12 protein-coding genes are annotated in these 23,965 nt (G+C 56.2%); 6 read left to right on the forward strand and 6 right to left on the reverse strand.

Annotation, left to right across the window (positions count from 1 at the left end):
• Nucleotides 1–175: 175 nt before the first annotated feature.
• The 6 genes from DW806_RS10960 to DW806_RS10990 all read left to right on the forward strand — a co-directional run bounded on the left by DW806_RS10960 (nt 176) and on the right by DW806_RS10990 (nt 16,684).
• Nucleotides 176–529 (forward strand): response regulator transcription factor, encoded by a 354-nt coding sequence (locus DW806_RS10960; RefSeq protein ID WP_118729971.1) that lies wholly within the window; start codon nt 176–178, stop codon nt 527–529.
• Nucleotides 526–924 carry a hypothetical protein gene (locus DW806_RS10965; protein ID WP_118729972.1) on the forward strand — a complete coding sequence of 133 codons (399 nt, stop codon included), beginning with the start codon at nt 526–528 and terminating at the stop codon, nt 922–924. Before DW806_RS10960 ends, DW806_RS10965 begins: the two co-directional genes overlap by 4 nt.
• Nucleotides 921–10,265, forward strand: coding sequence for an InlB B-repeat-containing protein (locus DW806_RS10970; protein WP_118729973.1), 9,345 nt, complete (start codon nt 921–923; stop codon nt 10,263–10,265). Before DW806_RS10965 ends, DW806_RS10970 begins: the two co-directional genes overlap by 4 nt.
• Before the next feature lie 598 nt (nt 10,266–10,863).
• Nucleotides 10,864–13,311, forward strand: coding sequence for a GH39 family glycosyl hydrolase (locus tag DW806_RS10980; protein WP_118729975.1), 2,448 nt, complete (start codon nt 10,864–10,866; stop codon nt 13,309–13,311).
• 215 nt (nt 13,312–13,526) lie between these two features.
• Nucleotides 13,527–14,897 carry an MFS transporter gene (locus DW806_RS10985; protein WP_118729976.1) on the forward strand — a complete coding sequence of 457 codons (1,371 nt, stop codon included), beginning with the start codon at nt 13,527–13,529 and terminating at the stop codon, nt 14,895–14,897.
• 17 nt (nt 14,898–14,914) lie between these two features.
• Nucleotides 14,915–16,684 (forward strand): alpha/beta hydrolase-fold protein, encoded by a 1,770-nt coding sequence (locus tag DW806_RS10990; RefSeq protein WP_118729977.1) that lies wholly within the window; start codon nt 14,915–14,917, stop codon nt 16,682–16,684.
• A 283-nt stretch (nt 16,685–16,967) separates the two neighbouring features.
• On the opposite strand, the gene prmC is transcribed toward DW806_RS10990, so the two are convergent.
• The 6 genes from prmC to DW806_RS11020 form a co-directional block, all read right to left on the reverse strand.
• Entirely contained in the window at nt 16,968–17,855 is an 888-nt protein-coding gene (gene prmC / locus DW806_RS10995; RefSeq protein WP_118729978.1) for a peptide chain release factor N(5)-glutamine methyltransferase, read from the reverse strand.
• Nucleotides 17,852–18,841: a tRNA dihydrouridine synthase gene (locus DW806_RS11000; RefSeq protein ID WP_118729979.1), complete on the reverse strand. Its 990-nt coding sequence runs from the start codon at nt 18,839–18,841 to the stop codon at nt 17,852–17,854. Before DW806_RS11000 ends, prmC begins: the two co-directional genes overlap by 4 nt.
• 5 nt (nt 18,842–18,846) lie before the next feature.
• A complete protein-coding gene (locus DW806_RS11005; RefSeq protein WP_118729980.1) occupies nt 18,847–19,782 on the reverse strand; it encodes a DUF1385 domain-containing protein in 936 nt (311 codons plus the stop codon).
• Nucleotides 19,779–21,329 carry an ATP-binding protein gene (locus DW806_RS11010; protein WP_118729981.1) on the reverse strand — a complete coding sequence of 517 codons (1,551 nt, stop codon included), beginning with the start codon at nt 21,327–21,329 and terminating at the stop codon, nt 19,779–19,781. Before DW806_RS11010 ends, DW806_RS11005 begins: the two co-directional genes overlap by 4 nt.
• Nucleotides 21,330–21,843: 514 nt before the next feature.
• Nucleotides 21,844–22,533: a response regulator transcription factor gene (locus DW806_RS11015; RefSeq protein ID WP_110435794.1), complete on the reverse strand. Its 690-nt coding sequence runs from the start codon at nt 22,531–22,533 to the stop codon at nt 21,844–21,846.
• Between the two features lie 67 nt (nt 22,534–22,600).
• Nucleotides 22,601–23,935 carry a hypothetical protein gene (locus DW806_RS11020; RefSeq protein ID WP_117491546.1) on the reverse strand — a complete coding sequence of 445 codons (1,335 nt, stop codon included), beginning with the start codon at nt 23,933–23,935 and terminating at the stop codon, nt 22,601–22,603.
• Nucleotides 23,936–23,965: the final 30 nt, after the last annotated feature.

Here is a 23,965-nt window from a genome sequence, read left to right on the forward strand (position 1 = left end):
ACCGTTTGGTCGCTAAAAGCAGCCATTCGGTAAAACCGCTTGCCGCGGGCTGGACAGCGTAGTTTACTATAATCAGCCAGACTCGATACGGAGTCTGTCTTTTTATGGCAATCCCGCATAATTGAACAAGAGCGATTTGTGAGTAAATTTTGCGTACTGATGAGGAGGAGAACATATGCATCTGGCACTGCTGGCACGATATCTGGACGGTGACTTGTGGGAGGCGCGGCTGTGCGCTGCTATTCCCGAAGAGCCTTTGCCGGTTGATGAATTCAACGCGCTTTCCGCGCTCTCCGGCTGCGCCGCCGCCTACGATGCGGCAGTTGTAGCACTGGATGGTCCGGACGGTCTGACAGCGGTACGCGAGTTGCGCCAGCGGGCGCCGCTGCTGCCGATCCTCTGGATCGCAGATGAGATGGAATACGCGGTGTTCGCGTTCCGCTATCGCGTGACGGCATTCCTGCTGCGCGATGCTTCCACCGCGGCATTACGCAGCGCGATCAACACCATAAGGAGGGAATCTGCATGAATATTGCCTGCTGCGGCATCAACCGCGAGCAGTTCCGCGCAGCAGAACAGGCGTGCGGCTGTCCGGTGCTGTATTTTGCCGATGCACCCGACCGGCGCGGCGACGTTCGGCTTGCCTATGCCCTGCGGGACGGCGTGCCGATCCGGCTGGCGGTAGTCGGCTATCAAGGCGCGGCGGGACTGACCGCGTGCGATTTTCTGTGCAGCCGTCTGCCCGGAGAGCGCATACTGTGGCTGTGCCGCCGGCCCGAGTTTTCCACAGAAGCGCGGCGGCTCGGCGTACACTTCTATCCCGTGGGACCGCCCGATACCGTCCCATCCGATCAAATCACACAGGAGCTCATCCGCCTGCTGCGGCAGCAGCCGGAATACAATAAAGGAGGCATAACAGAATGAAATACAAAAGAGGGATCAGCTTGACATTGACAGCGGCGCTGCTGCTGTCAATGCTGCCGCAGATCGTACTGCCAAAGGCAGCGGCAGCCAATATACCGGAGCGCGAGATCGACAGCAGCACCTATGCGGCGCTCGGTCTGTCGCTCAATGCCGAGGACAAGGGCGCGTCTCTGACAGCGCCGTACAGCAAGAAGCACGTTTCGCAGGCGTTCACCGCCAGCGAGGTCTATGTTGCGGCGAGCGGTTCGCAGGCGAACCGCTACCTCATCCGGGACGGCTTCGACCGCATGGAGACCAACAACCGCGATTCCGCTGTATGGGACGGCGACAACAAGAGCAATGTGCAGGGCAATCTGGACGGCGCATATATCCGCTATGCCGTCAACGGCTACGGGCTGCCCTCTGACAAGGGCAACACCTATGTCAGCAAGCTCAGCTCTAATTCCGCAAATGTGACCGATTACAACACAAACGGCTTTTCCGGCATTTATGCCACCAGCACCGCGTTCAACAATGGCGGCGGCAAGGATAATTACGTTGCCGAGCTTCGTGCTTACGGTCGCGGCGAAAAAACCACCATCGGCAGCAAAAAGTACGACGGTAAATTCGAACTCGCGCTGTTTAAGGTAAACGATAACGGCAAGCGTTCCCCTGCCGGTACGCTATCCCCGATCGCTACCGCAGAAATGACCTACGGCGACGGCATGGCGTACTTTACCCGCCGTTATGTGCAGGAAATGGACGCCATCATGGACGTTGCCGCAGCAGATGTGAACGGCGACGGCAAGGACGAGCTGTTCGTCTACGCCGGACGCTGGAAAGACGAAAACGGCACGCGCTACGCCTATGTGGACGTATTCGACACCGCTTCCATGAAATCTTCCATGAAACGCATTGACGAGTTAAAAATCAATGCCGGTAAATCATCCTCGTATCAGCAGGCAACGCAGTGGCAGTGGCAGATCGAGAAAATCCCGGTCGTGACGCTTGCCGGCGGCGACCTCGACCGCGACGGCAAGGAGGAAATTGCCGTTACCGCATCCGCACCGACCGACAACAGCAATGTGGCCTCGGCGGCGCACCTGACCGTATTCACCGAGGAATCCGGCACGCTCACGCCGGTCAGCGGTCTGGATACCGTATCGCTTGCCGATGGCGAGCATGCGATGGTATCCGCAAACTGCGCGTTCGGCACGTTCTCCCTGCCGGATACCGGCATCACCGGTACGGTGCTCATCACAGCGGGTTATCAGAGCAATAACGCCTCTTCCGCGCACGACTCCGGCGCGTATACGACCGCTGCGTACCGCTTTGCCTACTACGATCCGCAGTCGAAAAAATTTAAGCTGTCCGAGTACCGCACACAGGCACTCGGTGACAGCGGCAAGAAAATCGCTCAAAGCTACATTGATGACCCGGATGAGGACTATTACCGTCCGATCCATGCGCCTATCGCGCTCGGCTGCGCGGATATGGAGGGCATCGGTGCAAACAACAGCAACGATGAGGTACTGCTCGGCGGAGAAATCTACGATTTTGACACCACCGGCGGTATCACGACCCAGCTTTCGTCCGTCAGCGTGTGCACCTCGCAGGTCAACATCAACGGCAAGAACAAGGCCAAGGAACAGGTCTGGATCAGCGATGTGCAGGCGGGCGTAGTGGATAGCAACCCATCCGACAAAAGTGCGGTAGATCAGTACAACAAATGGCGCGAATCCTTCGTTTATGTTGCCGGCGTACACCGCAAGGAGCCGGTCAACGGCAGCGATGATTACTACTGGATGGACCTCGGTGCGGCATATCTGACCGGCGCAAAGAGCGGCGCATCAGACAGCACCAAAAACCACATATTCTACAGCACGCAGGAGGGCGTTATCGCGGAATCCAGCCGCCGCAATGACAATACGGGCACGTTCGTCAGTCTGGCACTGCCGGATTTCGGCAACGACTCGATCACCATGCGCTACGTTGCCGACTATACGGTATACACCAATCCCGAGGTATACGCAGTCCTGCAGGCGACGCCGTACTTTGCCGACCTCAACGAAACGTATGACTACATCGGCAACGGCGGCACCGCCTACGGCACAAGCAAATCCACCGGCGACACCAAAACCGCAAGCGTTTCGCAGGCGCTCGGCGTATATCACTCGCTCGAGGTACAGGCGCTCGCCGGCGGCGAATACGAGGTTGAGCTGTCCGCAAGCTACAGCTATGACTACGCAGAATCGACCGAAATCGAGCACTCCGTCACCTACAACGCGCAGGCAGGCGGCGGCGATATGGCCGTTGTGTACACCATACCGTATCAGTACTATATTTATGAGATGTACGACCCGGACAGTAAGCAGTGGAGCACTACCATCCTGCCCGCAGCACTCGATCCAACCGTTGCGGTGCTCGATGTGGAAAGCTATGACGAGATCGCCGCGGAAACCAAGGGGCTGGAGCCGATTTCCGGCAACCTGCTTTACTCCACGCCCGGCGAACCGGAAACCTACGCCAATCAACCCGCCGGTACGCGCGAGTTTACCTTTGGCGGTGCCTATGCGCACACGGGCGCAAGCAGCACCACTGCCGATACCACGCAGGAGATCACCAAGACGACCGGCAAAGAACACAGCCACGCCTTTAATCTGGAGCTGAACTACAAGGTTGGCGGCGGCGGCGCACTGCTCGGCAATAAGGGCTATGTCGGCGTGACCGGCAGCACCGGCGCAGGCGGCGGCTGGAGCAAGTCCAGCGCGGACGGCACGGCGTTCTCCGGCACGGTCGATTCCCTGCCTGCTGAGGCAACGCAGTACGGCTTCGAATGGAAGCTGATCGTCAACAACGCACAGCTTGACGGAACACCGGTCTGGATCGTCGGCTACGAGGTCAAAAACGTCAATCAGCCACCCAGAATGCCCCAGAATCTGACCGTTACCGAGGTCAGCACCAGCACGGTGGATTTGGAATGGGAATCCAGCGGCGGCGCAGCATATTACGAGATCAGCATGATTGACCAGCATGGCGAATACAACAAGATCGCAACAGTCCCCTATACGGTAACACAATATCAGGTGACCGACCTCGATGCCAACACCGATTACCGGTTCAGCGTACGCGCGGTCAGTCCAACCAAGGGCAGCAGTATCGACAGCCCAATCGCCTACGCTACTACGCTGAACGGTACGGCGAATTTTGAGATCACCACCCACCCGAAGGACGCCTCGACCGCCGCAGGTAAAACTGCGACCTTCACCACCGCCGCGACCTACACCGATGACAGCGGCGCCAAGCCGATCAGCTATCAGTGGCAGGTGAAAACGACCGACAGCAAGTCGCAGTGGCGCGAACTGAAAAACAGCACCGGTGTTTCCGGCGCGAACGGCCCGTCGCTCACCATCACCGCTGCAGAGGAGATGAACGGCTATGCATACCGCTGCCGCGTGTATGTGAAAAACCGTTCGCTGTACACCAAATCTGCAGCACTGGACGTTTCTCGCGTGCCGACCAGCATTCAAATCACACCGAAGAACGGCACCGTTTGGCTGTCCGGCGGCACGCTGACGACCAGTGCGGGAACCACTGTCACCGGTCAGAAGGCGGTAACGCTGACGAGCGGTGATAAGACCTATTCCCTGCTCTCTGGCGGCAACCAATTTTTCTGGTTTGACGGTGCGGCGTATTACGCCTATAAAGGTCCCGCGCCGACGCTGAGCAATGGTCTGCTGGATAAGGACACGGCGCTTTCCGCCGACAAAATCGGCAGCGCTTTGGATATTCAATCCGAAGGACCGCAGGCGATCCTCACCGAAACGGACGCAGACGGCAAAACCGATACGAAAACGCTGGCGCTCGGCAATCCGGTCAGTGACAGCACCTCTATTCCCTATAATGGCGTATCGTACACCGCTGTACACAAATTCCAGCCGACCGACAGCGCGTATTCCGGCTACACCTTCTACGAGGCGAACGGAAACGGCGAAATCGCATATCTGTACACCAAGGACAGCGGCACGACCTACCTGCCGTTTACGCTGCGCTATGCGAGCACTCTTGTCGGCAGAACGGACGTCAACACGCTGGCACCGGTCTATCAGGCGACCGAAACCACCGGCACGAACACGAAAACCGAAAATATCACCGGTAAGCAATATCCGCTGACCGCCTCGGTATTGGAAAACGGCAGCAAGCCGACCGGCATGACCGGCACCGTCACCTTTATCATTTCCGGTGCGGGCATTGAGGGACAAACCATTACGGTAGACCTTGATACCAACCAAGCCAACGCTTCCAAGCCCGATTTCCAGCCGCGCGGTGAGGGCGCGGCAACCATCACCGCCATGTACTCCGGCGATGACGTCTACGCGCCGAGCACCGCGTCTGTGAATGTCTATTTCGTGCTGAACAAGACAGACCACTCGGTGCTGTCGCTGACCGCACCCGCGAATGTCACCTACGGTGAGAGCGCAAATCTCGCCGCAACGCTGACCAGTCAAAATGGCACTTCGCAGAATGTCGCAGCTACCTATACGGTGGAAAAGCTGGTAAGCGGCAAGTACGTTTCGGCAGTATCCGCCACAGACTATACCCTCGAAAACGGCGTATTTACGCCCAAACTGGTGACGAACTACCGCATTACGGCAACCTGTCAGAATCTTACCGATTCCAAGGTTATTATCGTAAGCAAGGGCACGCTCACGCTGTCCGCTGCCGATACGAGCAAGGCGCTGAACGACACCAACCGCACGCCTGCCGCCGCAGAGGTTTCCGGTCTTGCGGCATGGGACAACGACACCCTAACGGCAGACACGGACTACACGCTGACCTCCGAAGGCACCACCGCAGCCCTTCCGGGTAAATACCCCATCTATATCGCGCTAAAGGATTCGAAGAAGATTCAATCCTTGCAGGAGAAGTACAATATCCTGCTGAAAAACGCGGTTTACACGCTTTCCGGCGAAAGCTACACCGTAAACGCCAAGGGCGATACCAACGGCACGGTTTCCATCACCTATCAGGCGGATGCCGCGAGCGCAGTGCTTCCGGTTTCCAGCGGCAGCAGCCTGCCCAAAGGCAGCAAGGTGACCTTCACCGCCGCACCCAAGGCAGGCTACACCGTCAGCCGCTGGAAGGTTGGCACGGATTACGTTGCAGACAGCGGCAGCACATATTACAACAATATCAGCTATACTATTGACAATTTGGGCGCAGATACCGATGTTTCCGTAGAATTTACCGCCGGAGCCAGCGCGTTTACCTATCAATCGAATAACGATACCATGGGTACGGTTTCTGCTAACTACCTGACGGACGGTGCACTCGGCAGTGCGTTTGTCTCGGGCGGAAACGTCAATTACAGTCAGACCATCCGCGTGTCGGCGCAGCCCAAGGACGGATTTGCCATCGACCATTGGGTGGTCAACGGCGAAACGCTCAAAACCGCAGATGGCACGCACAATTACACCGGCAGCACTTATACATTCGATAAATTCACCGAGAATGTGACAGTAACCGTATATTTTGTCGAAAACAGCCATCCGGTTGTGACCATTAAGCCGGTGGACAATGACGGCAATCCGCTGACCGGCGCAAAAGTCTCGGTCGGCGGTACCGAGCTGACCGGCATGAACGGTGTGTTCACCTACACGGCACACACCGGTGAAAATCCGGTCATCACCGTAACGCCGCCGGACGGTCTGCTGGTGGATTCGTGGACGGCAACACCTGACACAGCAGGCACGCTCAGCACCGATAACCGCGTCATGGCGCTGCATGATCTGCGCCATGACACCACCTTCGTTGTAAAATGCACCGCACTCAACCGCTATACCGTAGCCTTTCAGGGCAAGATGGCGGACGGCTCCGCAATCACCGATGCGGCAGGTACGGTATCGGCGGTCAAGCTGGGCGCAGGTGCGCTGACGAGCGGCGAAAGCCAGCTTCAAGGCTCGACCATTCAGTTCACCGCCAAGGCGAACATCGGCTATGAGATTGCCGACTGGAAGCTGAACGGCAACGCCGTTACGCCGACTGCAAGCGGTACCTATCAAATCCCCTCGCTGAACGGCAACGCTGCTCTGGTCGTAACCTTCCGTCAGCAGCCGAAAATCACGCTTTTGGCAGGTGAAAACGGCACGCTGACCTGCGCCTCTCATACCGGCAGCAGCTTCTATCTGCCCTGCGGCAGCAAGGACGCGCTGACCTTCACCGCGCAGCCGAAGATCGGCTATCGCGTTGCAGGCTGGACGGTAAACGACAATGATGTTTCCGGTTCGGCGGTTGTAAACTCGGATGACCAGACGTACACCTATACACCGAACGCCGACGGAATCACCGAGGATGTGACTGTTTCCGTTGTGTTTGAGAAAATCCCGACCGCGAAAATCACTTTCTCGGTTGTGGATACCACACCGGAGGACGACAATTCCGGCGAAAACGGCACACTTTCCGCTGTAGCGACCCGCAACGGCACGAATACCCCGCTCCGGAGCGGCAATGAAGTTCTCAGCGGCTCGGAGGTTATGTTCACCGCACAGCCCAATCAGGGCTACAAGGTGCAGAGATGGTATCTGGACGGCACCGAGCAGGCAGGCGCACCGACGCTCAACATCACGGATAGCGATACCGTACACGAGGTCAAGGTGCAGTTCACCGAGATCAGCAGTGCTGTTACCTTCGGCATTGCCGAAGACAGCGACACCGGTCATGGTGCAAGCCTGTCCGCCGCCTTCCTGCGTGCCGGCATGAGTCAGCCCGATGCCATTGCCAGCGGCAACAACGTCACCGCCGAGGGCAAGCTGACCGTAACGGTCGAAAATCTGGGTGACGGCTACAAAATCGCAGGCTGGACGCTGAACGGCGCCGCTTACGAGCAAAACGGCAAGCCGTATACCGGCAACAGCCTCGCTTGTGACGTTTCGGCAACACAAGGCGCGGATATCCGCGTAAAGCTTGAGCGCAAATCCTACGAAGTGACCTTCTCGGCGCAGACCGGCGGCGGCATTACGAATGATAAATCGCTGACAAGCGGCAGCACCGTCAAGGGTGATACGGAAATCAAGTTCACCGCGTCCGCACCGGCAAGCGGCTACACCTTCATCGGCTGGAAGGTAAACGGCACGATGCACAAACCCGATGCAACGACCTACACCCTGACCGTCACCGAGGACACCGAAATCATTGCGTGCTACGAAATCGCGGACGCGGAATACACCGTAACCTACGGCGTGATCCCGACCAGCGGCGCGGATAACGGCACGCTGACGGTTTCCGGTCCGGACGAGAACGGCAAGGCAAAATCCGGTACACGCGTTGCGTTTACGGCAGTACCCGATACGGGTTACATGGTCGAAAACTGGTACGCAGACGCGGCAGGCACCACTGCCATCGGTACGGAGGAGAGCACAACCTATGTCATTGACCCGCTGACCGGCAACACCTCGGTTTACGTCCGCTTTGTGCCGATTCCGACACACACCGTCACCGTCAATATCAGCGGCAATGGCGCGGTTTCCGCCAAGGTAAACGGTGCAGACGTTGCTATTACTGGCGGCAAGCTGACCGTTCCGCACCATGCGGCGGTTGTTCTCACCGCACAGCCGAGCAGCGGCGCATATCTGACCGGCTGGACGCTGGATGGCACAGCAGGAGGCAACGCGCTGACACTCAACCTGAACAACGTGACGGAGAACCACATCATTGACGCAGCATTCGGCGTCAGCCAGATGGTGACGCTTACGACCGTCTGCGGTGACGGCGGCAAGCTGACCGTTAAACGCGCGGATGGCACGACCATTGACGCCTCCGGCGGCATTCAGGTACCCAAGGGCGCTCCGCTGACGCTGACCGCCGCACCGGATTCCGGTAAGATGGTTCGGGCGTGGACGGTAAACGGCACGGCAGCAGACGAGCTCTCCAACACTTTCACGCTCACTCCGACCGAAAACAGCAAGGTGCAAGTGGATTTTGAGAATGTAACGCTGTTTGATCTGCCTGCCGACAACGCAAAGTATACCTTCCGCACGAGTTCCAGAACACCCAATGATTACGGCACGGAACGTCAGATTCGCAAAGGCGGCACGATCGAATTTGCAATGCTCCCCGCAAAGGGATACCTGATCCGCAATCTGGATTTCCAAGGCGGTACGGTAACGCGCTGCGCATTGCAGACAGACGGCAGTTGGAGTATCCGCATGGAAAATGTTGTCAGCACTATCACGTTTAAGGCCGACATCTATTCGATGGTTTCTCTGACCATTACCGCACCGCAAAACGGCACACTGACGGTCAAGCTGGGCGACACCGTTCTGACAGACGGCGCAAAGCTGGCGGCAGGCGATATACTCACCATTGCCGCAGATCCGGCAACCGGCTACACGCTCGATAAGCTGACCGTTTCCGGCGCGACCAAGCAGCCGGGCGGCACTTACAAGGTCGATGCGGCAGCGGTTTCCGTCAGCGCAAGCTTTAAGAGCACCGGCGGTACCTCCGGCGGCGGCGGTGGTGGCGGCGGCGGAGCCGTTGCGCCGACCACTTACGATATCGTTATCCCGTCTGCACTGGCGAACATCGTCAAAGCGGATAAGACTAAGGCGGCGGCAGGCGACACCGTAACGCTGACCGTTTCCGACGAGGGTACGCTGACCGTCACGGACTCAAACGGCAAGTCCGTTGCGCTGACCGACCTCGGCAGCGGCAAATACACCTTTAAGATGCCGTCCTCCAAGGTCAATGTGGCATTTGCCGCGTCCGGCGAAACCAAGCCGTGTGACGGTGGCAAGGATTGTCCGTCGGCACCGTTTAAGGACGTTGACACCGGTAAGTGGTATCATGTATCCATCGACTATGTGCTGACGCACAGCATAATGAACGGCGTTTCCGGCACTTCCTTTGCACCGAACAGCAATCTGACACGCGGTATGCTTGTGCAGATTCTGTTCAATCTGGAGGGCAAGCCGCAGAGCGCTTCGGCCAGCTTCTCCGACGTTAAGGTGGACGCATGGTACGCCAAGGCGGTCGGCTGGGCAGCGGCAAACAAGGTCGTAACCGGCTACGCAGACGACACGTTCCGACCGAATGCAGCCGTCACCCGTGAACAAGCGGCAGCAATCCTGTACCGCTACGCACAGAGCAAGGGCATTGACGTAAGCGTAGGCGAGGACACCAACATTCTCAGCTACGCGGATGCCCTGCAGGCAAGCGAGTACGCAATTCCCGCATTGCAGTGGGCTGTCGGCGCGGGCGTGCTGAATGGCAAGAGCGACAACCTTCTTGCCCCGACCGGCACCGCAACTCGTGCCGAGATCGCAGCAATCATGCAGCGCTGGTGCGAGAAAATCGTTCAAAAGTAAAACCAAATACGCCGGATGGCATGAAAAAAGGAGCAGTTATATACTGCTCCTTTCAGCTTGTCGAAAAGTCAGATTTCTATTTTGTGCTTCGTGCGACAGCACGCATAAAATAGAATTTGCGCAGCAAATTCATAAAAACCGGGGGCGTGGTCCAGACCACCCTCTCTTGCCGCTATGCTGCAATTCACCTTGTGTACCTCGGTTTTTATACAAGGGAAGAAAAATTGTGTCCGGAGGGCGCGGTTTTTCTTCAGCATTCGATCGAAAGCGTGGTTTCGATCGAGAGGCTGCTCGAAAAACGATAGTTTTTCGACAGCCTCAAAGGAGCAGTTATATACTGCTCCTTTTCGCATATAAAATCACCCCATCTGTTAGATAGTATATCTTACGGTACATATCCCTTTTGTCAGCAACCCTTGTCCGGCAATTGCCATAGTATTTGTTTCTCAAAACCCGCTTTATAGACAGCTACCTCATGGGCAGCTTTTTTATAATAGACTTGTGCCGTCTCTATGCTCCGCGCGAGGCCGCACTTGTACTTTTCCGAAGCCGTATGCTACAATAAAACCACTACATTCGACAGAAAGCAGGAACAGCCATGCGCACCAAACGGGAACAGATTATCTTTCAGGCATTTCATGACCAGATCTGCCGATCAGAGTTCAGCAGCGGTTTGACGCTGTTTTTTGGGCTGCACGGAAACAGCTCAATCCGATACCAGTCCGCCGAGTACTCCATGCCCGCAGGCGCGCTGCTGGTTGTCAACCCGTTTGAATTATATCAGGTGAACTGCTCGGAAAATGCCGAGATGATCGCCATGCAGATCCCCGAAAATCTGCTGCAGCTTGCCAGCTGGAGCAGACAGAATGTCTGCTTCTGCTACGCCTCCAGCCAGAATGAAAAGCAGGAGTACCAGACCATCCGCGTATTATTTGCAACGATTTTTCAGGATTTCTTTCAGAATCCGGAGCAGAACGCCTCCGGTATTGTCACCAATGTACTCAAGCTCGTTGATCTGCTGACAGAGCATTTCCTCATTTCCGATGTGCCAAAAAGCAATACCAAGCGCGAGGAGACCATGCGCCGCATGAAGCGCATCATGGATCATATTCATTCCAACTGGAATGAGGATATTTCCCTGCGCGAGCTTGCTGCACGCGAGTTTCTGTCCGAAGGCTATCTGTCCCGATTCCTCAAGCAGAATCTGGATATGACCTACTCCCAGTATGTCATGGGGCTGCGTCTGGAACACGCCGAAAAGCAGCTGCGCAGCACGGATCACTCCATTACTCAGATCGCCTACGACTGCGGATTTCACAACGCCAGTGCTTTCATCGAACATTTTCGTCAGAAACACGGCCTGACACCGCGGCAATACCGCCAGCATGCCACCCAGAAAGCCGCCGCTGACCCATCCGGCGAGGAAACTTTACTGCAGGACGGCGTTACCTATCTGCTGCAGTTTGCCGTTCCGCCCGATCCGCAGCGCGAGCTGCCGCACGAAACGCGGTACATCACGGTTGATGAGAATGTACAGCCGCGCAGGCTTCGTCATACGTGGAAAACCCTGCTCAACGCCGGATACGCCAAGCATCTGCTGACCGCCGCTATTCAACAGCAGATTATCAAAATCCAGCAGGAGATCGGCTTCCGCTATCTGCGGTTCCACGGCATGCTCGATCAGGAGCTTCACATCTATCAGGGTATGGAAAACGGCCAAGTGAAGTGCTGCTTCACCTACTTCGATATGGTCATCGACTTCCTGCTCGAGCAGGGGCTGCGCCCGTTCCTGGAATTCAGCTTTATTCCCCGGGAACTGGCGAAAGCACAGACCAGCATCTTCGAGACCGGCTCGATCACCGCTGCATGTGCGGACTGCACAGCATTCGGCGCACTGGTTGAAGCTATTCTGCGGCATGCAATCTGCCGATACGGCTGGGACGAGGTATCCCAGTGGAAGTTCTCTACCTTTCAGATTAACTATGTGTTCTTCGACTGCATGACCATGGATGAATATCTCGAACTGTATGACTGCGTGTACCATGCGGTCAAAGCTGTCGATACACGGCTGCAATTCGGCGGCCCGGGCGCCATGTCCAGTGTGGTATGGGACCCGCGCGGTATGCGTGTCTTTCTGCAGTATGCCACCGCCCACGACTGTCTGCCGGATTTCCTGACCGTGCAAAGCTATCCGCATGAATCTTCGTCCGCCGATGCAAATTTTATGAGCTATACGCTCAGTCAGCAGTCTATCCCATCCGTATTATCCAAGGATACAAATTTCGTTAAAACCTTCCTCTATGACCTGAACGGTATATGCCGCGAATTTGAATTGCCCGACATGGACATTTTCATCGAGGAATGGAACTCCACGCTATGGCAGCGCGACCTTTCGAGCGACACCTGCTACAAATCCGTCTGGCTGACCAAAAACATCTGCGAAAATATGGATGCCGTATCCGCCTTCGGCTACTGGACAATCTCCGATCTGATGGACGAGCGTGCGAACTTCGATTCCATGTACCACGGCGGCTACGGTCTGTTCACCTATAACGGCGTGCCGAAGAGCGGCTATGAGGCACTGCGCCTGCTCGGACAGCTCGGCAACTGCTGCATTGCTTCCGGTGACGGCTGGTATTTCACCCAAAGCGAACGGGAATGGCAGCTGATTCTATATAATTACACCCATTACGACAACATTTACCGCTATCGCTACCGCCGTCTAGAGCATCCGGAAGACGCCTATTCGGTATTCGAGAGCGGCAAGATCGTGCGGTTTCAGGTCACATTTCCCGCTCTCAGACGCGGTCTGTACCAGATTGAGCAGCAGGAAATCACCCGCACCTCGGGTTCCTCGTTCGACCTGTGGCTTGCCGCCGGTGCACCGCCGTCCCCTGACCGAGCCTTCCTGCAATATCTGGCCGAGCACGCTTCCGCACACCGCACACTGACCACCGAACAGGTGGATACCGCTCTGCGGCTCGAGACAACACTGCAGCCGCTTGAGGTACGGCTCTTCCGCATCAGAAAGATGAATTTTACATAAACCTTTTCTAAAATATCTGTTTTTTGACCTTTTTCTATCTGTCATTTCATATTATGCGACAAAAGCACGGTTTCTCCTCCGAGTAAATACAAAATATATTGCTATGTCTAAAATGAATATCCCGTATTTTCTTCGTTCTTTTCGTACTATACTATAGTCAAATCCCAAACAGAAACGCTGCGCAGCCGATTCTGAACAAAAAGGTGGTAAGGAAAATGACGAAAAAACAGCTTTCAATGAATGACACCTCATTCAAAACCAGTCTGATGGAAAAAATCGCATACGGCATGGGCGACACCGCCTGCAACGTCGTATTTGCAATCACCTCCAGTCTGATCGTATACTTCTACACGAACGTAATCGGCATGTCTGCGGCACTTGTCGGAACGATTCTGTTAGCATCTCGTGTATTTGACGGCATCAGCGACCTGCTGATCGCCCAGATTGTAGACAAGGTAAACTCCCCGAAGGGCAAGGCTCGTGCGTGGATACTCTGGATGGCCGCACCTTACGGTATTGCCTCCGTGCTGATGTTCTGCGTGCCGCCACATTCAAGCACGATGGTGCAGGCGATCTATGTATTCATCACCTATAACCTGTGCACCACCGGCGTATATACCGCACTCAACCTGCCGTATTCCAATCTGGCACCGATGATGACTCGCAATGACGATGACCTTGCTAAACTCAATCTGTTCCGCATGGCCATGTCCCCGATCGGTAACCTGATCGTTACCGCACTCACCCTGCCGTTCATCAACATGCTCGGCGGCGGTCAGAAGGCATGGATCACGGTCTGCGCGATTTACTCCATCGTTGCTTTCTTCATGCTGCTGTTCTGCTACAAGGGCTGTCAGGAGCGTTTCCACACTGATGCAGCCAAGGAAGCCGAGGCTATGCCGTTCGCACAGCGCCTGAAGGCTACCCTGAAGAACAAGTATTTCATCGTACTTACACTCACGATGATAGCCGTTGCTCTGTACCAGAACGTAAACGGCATCGTTGCTACTTACTACGCACAGTATATGCTGGGTAACGTCGAAGTCATGGGCGTTATGCAGAGTTTCGAGAACATTCCGAAGATTATTGCTATCATCTGTCTTGCCCCGTTCATCAAGAAGTTCGGCAAGCGCAATCTGGTTCTGTTCGGCGCAGTGCTCTGCGTGCTCGGTCAGGTCGTTGTCCTGTTTGCACCGCAGAATATGACCATGGTTATGGCCGCTGCTGTTATGCGCGGTATCGGCGAAGCCCCGTTCTACGGCTGCATCTTCACCATGCTGGCTGATGTTATCGAGTACGGTCACTGGAAGACCGGTATCCGTGTACAGGCCCTCATCTTCTCCGCATTCACTGTCGGCCAGAAGTTCGGCGGCGGCGTTGCAGGCTGGCTTGTTGGTCAGCTGATGGAGGTTTCCGGCTTTACCGGTCTGGAAATGGAGATTCCCTCCGCAATAAGCATGGTCAAGAACCTTTACATTTACGGCAACATGATCGCATGGGCCTTGGTTATCATCCTTATGCTGGTTTACCATCTGGATAAGGAATACGACGGCATTATGAAGGATCTCACCGGCCGTACGGCGTAACAGAAAGCGTGAACAACATGTATACCCATAAAATTTTAGACATATGCGACCCGAAAAATCCCTACGCCCCCAAGTTCTCCGGCACATTTGAGCTGCCGGTAGAGTACGCGGGCAAAAAGCGCCGCATGCTGGCCTATGTGCCGCATGATATCCGCGAATCCACCGCCGGTATTCTTGTGCTGGGAGAAAACGGCCAGACCGCCGATGATCTGCTCGAGCACAGCGGCTGGTGTGAGATCGCGGACACCGAGGAGTGCAAGGAACGTCTGATCGTGTTCTTCCTTGAGCCGGAAAACGGCACATGGAACACGAACGAAGCCTACGGCACACCGGATGGCGATGTTGCGTATATCAACGCAGCAGCCCTTGCCGCCGCAGACCGCAAGCTGTTCTGTGTCCACGAATCCAAGTTCTATCTGGTTGGCTGTAAGGAAGGCGGCGTGCTCGCCAATATGGCGGCGGCTTACGATCCGGCGTTCTTCGCAGGTGTGGCTTCGGTCGGCGGCTCGGCAGTTTCCGAGCAGTATCTGACCGACTGCGGACAGGCGTATGCCCTCAATCTGGACGGCTTTGAGGATCCGGAACATCGCAAGGACATTCACAAGCAGGATATCCCGATGCCCGCGTGGATTATCGACGATCCGACCGTATCTACCGGTACCGGCGACGCTATCCTCACCTACTGGCGCAATGCATGTGAAGCCGAAGAAGGCCGTCAGCTGTCTCCCGATCAGTACGAGTATTACCGCGTGAAGGAAACACCTTACGCGCCTAATCAGGAGAAGGAAGCGTACCGTGTCTGCCACAGCAGTATTCCCGGTGCATCCGAGCAGTATGCCAAACGCCTGCAGCGCCGTATCTGGAAGGACTTTCTCTATCGTCAGCGCCGCTGGATGAGCAGTCCCGGCGGTGAACTGCGCGTGACAAAGGATCCGGTCCGCGACCTCGGCATGGAGTACCACTACGAGGAATTTGACGGCTGGATGCGCGAATGGTATGTTTACATTCCGCAGTCGGTACGGCAAAATCCCGAAAAGAAGGTGCCGCTCGTGCTCGCGATGCATGGCTACACCTGTACCGGTGAAATCTACGCCGGCAACAGCGGTTGGTATGATGTGGCGGACAAACATGGTTTCATTGTTGTGTTTCCGTCCGCACTGCATGCCAAGGTTGACATGCCTGAGCAGGGTCTCATGTCAGACTGGGCGCCGCTCAACGCATGGAACGTGTTCCTTGAGGACGACCGCCCGGATGAACTGAAATTCTTCTCGTTCCTGCTGGACAAGATGATTGCCGAGTATCCGGTGGACGAGCACCGCGTGTTCGCAACCGGTCACTCGTGGGGCTCGCTGATGACCGAAATGCTGGCGTTGGGACTGACCGAGCGCTTTGCCGCTGTCGCCCCCTGCTCGGGTGCATTCTTCGGCGGTGCGTATGAGAAAATGACTTCCCTACCGTATGCCGCCGAAAACGGCGTACAGCTTCCAATCTGGATGTTCTGGGGCATGAATGAGGAATGGCTCATTCCGAGTGAACCCGCCCACGAGAACGAAACCGGTCTGACCGTCGAGCTGTGGCTGAAACGCAATGGTAAGGCAGATATGATCCCTGCTGATTGGGCACAGTGCGCCAACACGGTCAATGGTCGCTTCAAAGATCATTACTTCGACCGTGAGGGCACGGCTCCCGTGCAGTTCACGCAGGTGGACTACATGCCGCATGCTACTATGCCGGAAATGTCGTTCCGCATTTGGGAAGAATTCTTCCGTAAGTTCTCCCGCAGCTGATAGCTAATCTACTACTTTCCTTTACATATGATTGGGATAGTCCATAGCGAGGGCCTCTGTGTTGAATTTGATTCTAACACAGAGGCCCTCGCTGTGGACCTTTTATTTGACTAAATGCGCAACTTCATTTTACAACGCGCGATTCAAAATTACTTTTCCAATATTGCGCAGGGATGAAGGAATGTGCCTTTATATTGGTGTCCAACCATATATCTGCAACCTTATTTATATCTTCTTTCCGCAATTCTCTAACCATAACGGCGACACTCCCGCAAATCCCGATTTACGCATCCCTCGTCAAATCCACATCCGGACGGTTATTCGTGCCGTACACAATGCGAGGCACGCCGCTGTAATCCTCGGTGATAGTGACATCCTTGTAGCCGTGCCGCTGCATGATGCCGGCCACGTCATCGGCCTGCTGCCAGCCGCACTCGAACAGCAGCCTGCCGTTCGGCACCAGCAGTTCACCCCAGCTGTCGCAGATGGCATGATAGAAATCCAGACCGTCCTCGCCGCCGTAAAGCGCCTCATGCGGCTCAAAATCGGCTACGCTGCGGTCGAGCATCTGCATTTCGTCCTCGGTGACGTACGGCGGATTGGAAACGATGATATCAAACTGCCCAAGTCCGCGCGGAGGTGCGTGCATGACATCGGCCTTCATGGTCAGCAAACGGCTGCTCACGCCCAGATCACGGGCGTTCTCGCGGGTAATGTGCAGCGCACCGTCCGATAGGTCGATCGCGGTCACACGGGCATCCTCGACCGTGTGCGCCGCCGCAATGCCGATGCAGCCCGAGCCGCAGCACAAATCGAGAATACGCGGTGAAACCCGCTCTTTGGCCTGCTCAATGACCAGCTCGCACAGGCGCTCGGTATCCGAGCGCGGAATGAGCACCGAACGATCCACCTTGAAGGTCAGGCCGTAAAAATCCCATTCGCCGATAATGTACGCCAGCGGTTCGCCGTCCAGACAGCGGTCGCACAGCAAACCGGCGTAATCCACGGTCGTATCCTCAACGTAGAAATGGGACCAGCCGGCCGTCTGCTTTTTGTCCGCTTTGCAGGCGTAGGCGGTAATCTCCCGCGCGGTCAGCTGCGGCATCGGGTCGCCGCCCTCTTTCAAACGGCGGAAAAGCTGCATGTAAACATCGTTGATAGTCTTGGTCACACAGGGTCAACTCCTAAAATTTGCGCGGGTTTGAACCACAGCGGCACGGCGTTCGCCCGCACCCTGCAATTACGGAACACGGCTGCGGCCGCCGACTGAAATTCTGCGGCATTTTTGGCTTTTTTAATCGATTTTCCCGGTTTTTCGCTGTTTTCAAACAGATTCAGATGGTAAAACCAGATTTCTTTCATGCGCAGCATGGCAATCCGGCTGTCGCCGAAGGCTTCGCAGTATCGCATGAACAATGTATCGTGGAAGGTCTCGAGCGTTTTTGCGTCCGCGGCCTTGCCGCCGGTCATGCGCGCCACGAGAGACGGATCGGCGATCAGCGCACGACCGATCATCACCGCCGGCAAATCGGGATAGCGTTCGCTGACGGCGCTTACGTCCCGCTCGGTGATGAGATCGCCGTTGTAGCACACGGGCATGCTGCAGCGCGAAAGCGCCGCCGCGAAATCGCTCTCGCGCACCTTGCCCTTGTAGAAATCCTGCCGCACACGCGGATGGATGGTCAGCTCGGTGATGGGATAGCGGTTGTAAATCTCGAGCAGCTTGTCAAACTCGCTTGCCTCATGCACGCCGAGACGGGTTTTTACCGAAATCCCCTCGCATTTTGCGAAGACTTCGTCAAAAAACCGGTCCAGCTCGTCCGGATGTGCGAGAAATCCGGCTCCCTTTCCCTTGGCCGTCACCGTGCCGGACGGACAGCCAAGGTTGAGATTGACCTCGGGATACCCGAGGTCATGCAGTGCATTCACCGCCCAGATGCAGTCCGCGGCAGACTTGGTGAGCAGCTGCGGAACCGCAGGCACGCCCTCGTTGTACTCCGGCAGGACATCGCGCTTTTGCCGCGGCGTCAGCTTTTCATTCGTGGTCGGTGTGATAAACGGCATGAAATACTTGTCCACACCTGAGAAAAATTCGTGGTGCGTCCGGCGATAGACCGCACCGGTCACGCCTTCCATCGGCGCAAAATAATAGTGCATGGCGCTTACCACTCGTCCGAGCCGTCATCCGGAATGACCGCCTTCATCGCGGTGATCGCAACCTCGATCATGGAATCGTCCGGCTCGAATACAGTCAGGTGCTGCACCATCAGTCCCGGCCAGCGCAGCGCACGCGAGAGCAGGCTCTCCGAGCGGCCGGCGTAGCGGTTAAACTCGTAGCTTATGCCGACAACAAGCGGCAGCAGGATCAAATGCGCGAGCATACGCACGAACGGATTGGTAATGTCGATGATGGAAAAGACGATCGATGAAACGATGGTCGCAATGATAATCAGCACAAACATGAAGCTGGTGCCGCATCTCGGGTGATATTTTCCCTGTTTTCGGACATTTTCAACGGTCAGTTCTTCGCCTGCTTCGTAGCAGAAAATGGTCTTGTGCTCTGCGCCGTGGTACTCGAACGTGCGGCGGATGTCCTTCATATGCGACACTGACCACATGAACAGCAGGAACAGAATGACGCGCACGCAGCCCTCGAGCACATTGCGCGCGAGCACACCCCAGGTTTTCGGCACAAAACCGCCGAGAAAGCTCGGCAGCAGGATGAACAGGCCGATCGGCAGGGCAATGCCGATGACAGTTGAAATGCTCAGGATGATCTTGTTCAGACCCTCCGAGCCGAATTTCTTTTCCAGCCAGAGTTCAAACTTGGACGGCGGCACATCGGCTTCCTCGTCCTCAAAGAAGGACGCGGAGTAGTTGATGGCCTGCATGCCCTCCTTCATAGCAGTGAACAGCGTATACGCGCCGCGGAAGATCGGCTTTTCCCAAATCGGGGCACGGCTCGGCGTCGGTTCGGTCTTGCTGACAAGCTCGCCGTTCGCCTTACGCACAACCGTGCAGGACTTCTTAGGTCCCTTCATTACAATACCCTCGATGATTGCCTGACCACCGATGGTGGTTTTCTTTTGCGTTGTCATGAATGCTCTCCTTCGGTAAACGGGGTTTCAGATGCCTTCGAAATGGCACCGGTAATGCCAAGCGCCTCCTCGGACTTGGCGGACGGCATGGTGACGGTAACCGTCGTTCCCTTGCCGACCTCGGACGCGATATCCAGCGTACCGCCGTGCATGGAAACGATTTCCTCCGTCACGGCAAGGCCGATGCCGCTGCCGCGCTGCTTGGATGACCCCTTGTAGAATTTCTCCTTGACGAACGGCAGCTCCGCTTCGGGAATACCCTGACCGTAGTCGCGCACAGACGCAACGATGTTGCCGCCATCACGTTTAAGGTCAATATCAATCTGCTTGCCGTCGCCGCCGTATTTCGCGGCGTTGTCCAGAATATTCAGAAACACCTGCTTCATGCGGTGGCGATCGCCGTTGATGTAATAGTTTGCATCCACATCTTCGTCGTACAGCAGGCGGATTCCGCTCTTTTTGAGCAGATTTTCATACATATAGACCGCTTCATACAGCTCGATGGACATATCAAACGTCTCGATCTCCAGCTTCATGCGGCCGGATTCGATGCGCGCAAAGTCCAGCAGCTCCTCGACCATGCGGGTCAGACGGCCCGCCTCCTTCTGGATGATCGTCAGGCCCTGCATGACCTCCTCCGGGTCCTCGCCGCCGCCGGCCAGCAGTGTCTCACTCCAGCCGCCGATGGCGGTCAGCGGTGTACGCAGTTCGTGTGAAACCGAAGAAATGAAATCGTTTTTCATGCGTTCGGCGCGGCTGATCTCGTCCGACATATAATTGATGGTATCGCACAGCTCACCAATCTCGTCATCATAGGTCTTCTGCAGCCGCACGCCGTAACGTCCGGCCGCGATCTCCTTGGCGATGGTGTTGATCTTGAGCACCGGATCGACGATCGACCGGATAAAATAGCTGTTCGACGCCACAACCAGCATGAGGAACAGCAGGCACGCCAGCAGAGAGAAGCCGACGATCATCCAGATCTGCCGTTCGACGATACGCAGCGAGGTGATATACCGCACGCCGCCGACCAGATCGCCGCGCGCACTCAGCAGCGGCGCTGTGACGCTCATCACGCGCTCGCCAGAAAGCGGGTCTCTGCCAGTGAAAACCGCGGTTTTCTGGCCGGAAAGCGCCTGCGACGCATCCTCGGTCGAAGCAACGCCGCCACCGGATAATCCGGAGGTGGACAGCAGAATGCGGCCGTTTGCGTCCAGAAACTGCTGTTCAAACTTGTCCTGATCCTGAAATGTGGTGACGGTTGCCTCCGCCTGCGTGTAAAACTGATCGTAGGTGTCGGTGAAGTATTTGCGGAACGTGTCCGACGTTGTGGCCGCGCGTGACGCGAGGTTGTCGCGCACGGTGGCATAGTAATATCCCGAAACACCGACAGAGATCAAAATGACCACAACAGCCAGAATGACGAGCACGAAGGACAAAGAGTTCACCAGCCAGCGGCCCTTGATGCCGCCTGGCGAGTGCTGCACCTTCGGTGCCTCCGGCTTCGGAGACGGTTCCGGTTTGCGTTTTTGCTTGCGATTTGTCATAGAAAATGACCTTTCTAATGCCGCTTACCAAGCGGCGGAATGTGCGCTGACGCCGCGCGGGAATTCGCCTACCCGGCGGGGGCACAAGAAGGAAGCAACCTGCGGTTTCCTCCTTCTTGTGAATCTTCCTCTTTCCCTTAGAGGGCACGGCGATAATTCATAACTGAGACTATAGGGGAACGGGCGTACTATTCATCTTCCGTAGGTGCGGCCGTTGGCCGCCCATTACGCAACCTCAGCCGCTCAAGCTGTTTTCTGACTGCTACACATGCGGTTTACTCCACGCAGAGAGCGGCACAAGGTGAATTGCGAAAAGGTTGCGAAAGACACGCAACGGTAACCCGACTGCCGTTCCCCTATTTCGGAGCGGTCGCCGGTCTCTGGTCTGCACCAGATTAGGAAACAAAGGGAAACGGGAGTTCCAAGAGGGTAGAAACCGCAGGTGTCTACCCTTTTGGTTTCCGCGGCGAAACCGCCGCCGTTCCCCCCGCCGCGGGTGCGGCGATTGGCTATATCAGCCCTCCCACATATAACCGTAGCCGCGGACCGTTACAATATGGGTCGGGTCCGCCGGCGAATCCTCAATTTTAATCCGCAGACGGCGGATATTCACATCCACAATCTTCAGCTCGCCCACATAGTGGTGTCCCCAGACCATTTCGAGCAGCTCATCGCGCGAAAGCGCCTTGCCGATGTTCTGCATGAACGCCTTGAGCAGACCGTATTCGATCTGCGTCAGCTCGATCTTCACACCGTTCTTGAGCACCTCGCGGGCACGCAGATTGAGCTTGAACGGACCGGACTTGATCACGTCATCCTCGGAGAACGGCGAACCGGATACGCGGCGGTACAGCGCATCCACACGAGCCGCCAGTTCAATAACCGAAAACGGCTTGGTGACATAATCGTCCGCACCGTTCATCAGACCGGTTACCTTATCCGCTTCCTGCGTGCGGGCGGTCAGCATGATAACGCCCGCCTGATAGCCCGCGCCGCGCATGGCACGGCAGACCTCGTAGCCGTCGATGCCGGGCAGCATAACATCCAGCACCGCAACCGCGATATCCTGATTTTCATGGTACTTTTCCAGTGCTATTTCGCCGGTTTCGGCCTCTATTACCTCGTAACCGCTGCGTTTCAGGTTGAGAACCAGAAAGGAGCGGATATTTTCTTCATCTTCCAGAACCAGAATTTTGCGCTTCATTGTAATATCCTCCTGTACTTTTAGCGCTTATTGGTAACTGCCGCGTTTCTGCGGCGTTTGATGATTCTTAATTGTTCCACGCCTGGTTGACCAGCGAGAATCGGGCTTTGATCTCGTCTCCGGTCAGCGCCAGCTCGCTCTGCTCGCCTTCATTTGTCAGCTTGGCGAAGTAGATGGCCTGCGTGGTCTGTCCCAGCTGGATCAAATCGGTGCGCTCGGCGTAGTATTCACGGTTGGAGCCGGTCGCGCAGTAAATGTTAAACAGCGGGATGGACATTTTGTTCTTGCGGTACTCAAAAAATTCCACATAGCTGAGTCCGCCGTCGTTTGCCTTGATTGCGGTGATGCGGTCATGCCATTTCTGGTCGATCAGCAGGCTCCACGCATCCGAAATGTTCTGATAAGTGGTTGCAACCTTGGCCGGAACCTTGCCGATGCCGTAGGCATACCAGTCGAGCATATACACCGCATCGGACGAGGATGTGTCCTTATAGCCCGCCATCAGCACTGCACGCGGCAGCTCGGTGATGCCGTCGCCGTTGACGTCGCTCGCGTAGACCGCCACCGGACGGTAGGTGCTGTGGCTGGCGGTATCCTCGCCGTCCAGTGCCAGATTGCGCAGCGTGTCGTTCGAGTAGACGAAAATATCCGTCGTCAGACCGGCGCCATTCGCCACCTTTTCCTCAGCGAACACGGCGGTCTTGCTGTCCTGCACACGGCCGGACTGCATGCGCTCAACCGCAGCTGTCCCCTGACTGGTCGCCGTCTCACCGGCCGGCAGCATGGAGCCGTTGTCATACTGATACAGGCGTGCCACGCGCTTGCCGGAGGTGTCGCTCGTAATCAGCAGCAGATCCTTTGCGCCATTGCCGGTCAGATCGGTCAGCTCCATAGCGGTATATTCGGTTTCAAGAATGATATCCGGCGTGCAGTTTTCGTCAAAATCGCACATGGTAAGCGCACCTGTTCCGTCTCCCGGCAGGCGCCAGGTGAGGACCATGCCGCGCTTGCCGCTCGGCTCAAGTACCGGAAATTCGACCGAACGCAATGCCGTTCCGCGGCCGTCGATCGTGCCGGTGCAGACGTAGCTGTCATCCTGCTTGCGGTAAACAGCTACCGTAAATTTGTTGCTCGTCGCCGAGGTGGCGCCGCGGAAAAACGTGATGGCCTCCTCTACGCCGTCGTTGTCCAGATCGGCAAGCTGAATAGACGAACGGTTTTCGCCCTCGCTCGGCGAGGCGTAGGATACGCCCTGTGCCAGCTGCTTTTCCAGCTCAGTCTGCAGGCTTTGGTAATTGCTGGATGGTTTGGGCGCAGCCAGCAGCTCATCGCCCGAAGGAAACACACAGCCGCCCAGCAGCAAAAGGAACAGCAGCGCCGGTAAAATTCGCAGTGATCTCATGGAGCTCTCCTACCTAAAATGATGCAAATA

Source organism: Butyricicoccus sp. AM32-19 (genome assembly GCF_003480365.1).
Lineage (GTDB): Bacteria > Bacillota > Clostridia > Oscillospirales > Butyricicoccaceae > Agathobaculum > Agathobaculum butyriciproducens.

What these genes read in the sequence shown, in the direction of transcription:
- DW806_RS10970 (WP_118729973.1), top strand. Translation starts at nt 921, where the DNA reads ATGAAATACAAAAGAGGGATCAGCTTGACATTGACAGCGGCGCTGCTG.
- DW806_RS10985 (WP_118729976.1), top strand. Translation starts at nt 13,527, where the DNA reads ATGACGAAAAAACAGCTTTCAATGAATGACACCTCATTCAAAACCAGT.
- DW806_RS11000 (WP_118729979.1), bottom strand. Translation starts at nt 18,841, where the DNA reads ATGCACTATTATTTTGCGCCGATGGAAGGCGTGACCGGTGCGGTCTAT.
- DW806_RS10990 (WP_118729977.1), top strand. Translation starts at nt 14,915, where the DNA reads ATGTATACCCATAAAATTTTAGACATATGCGACCCGAAAAATCCCTAC.
- DW806_RS10960 (WP_118729971.1), top strand. Translation starts at nt 176, where the DNA reads ATGCATCTGGCACTGCTGGCACGATATCTGGACGGTGACTTGTGGGAG.
- DW806_RS11005 (WP_118729980.1), bottom strand. Translation starts at nt 19,782, where the DNA reads ATGACAACGCAAAAGAAAACCACCATCGGTGGTCAGGCAATCATCGAG.
- DW806_RS10965 (WP_118729972.1), top strand. Translation starts at nt 526, where the DNA reads ATGAATATTGCCTGCTGCGGCATCAACCGCGAGCAGTTCCGCGCAGCA.
- DW806_RS11015 (WP_110435794.1), bottom strand. Translation starts at nt 22,533, where the DNA reads ATGAAGCGCAAAATTCTGGTTCTGGAAGATGAAGAAAATATCCGCTCC.
- DW806_RS11010 (WP_118729981.1), bottom strand. Translation starts at nt 21,329, where the DNA reads ATGACAAATCGCAAGCAAAAACGCAAACCGGAACCGTCTCCGAAGCCG.
- DW806_RS10980 (WP_118729975.1), top strand. Translation starts at nt 10,864, where the DNA reads ATGCGCACCAAACGGGAACAGATTATCTTTCAGGCATTTCATGACCAG.
- DW806_RS11020 (WP_117491546.1), bottom strand. Translation starts at nt 23,935, where the DNA reads ATGAGATCACTGCGAATTTTACCGGCGCTGCTGTTCCTTTTGCTGCTG.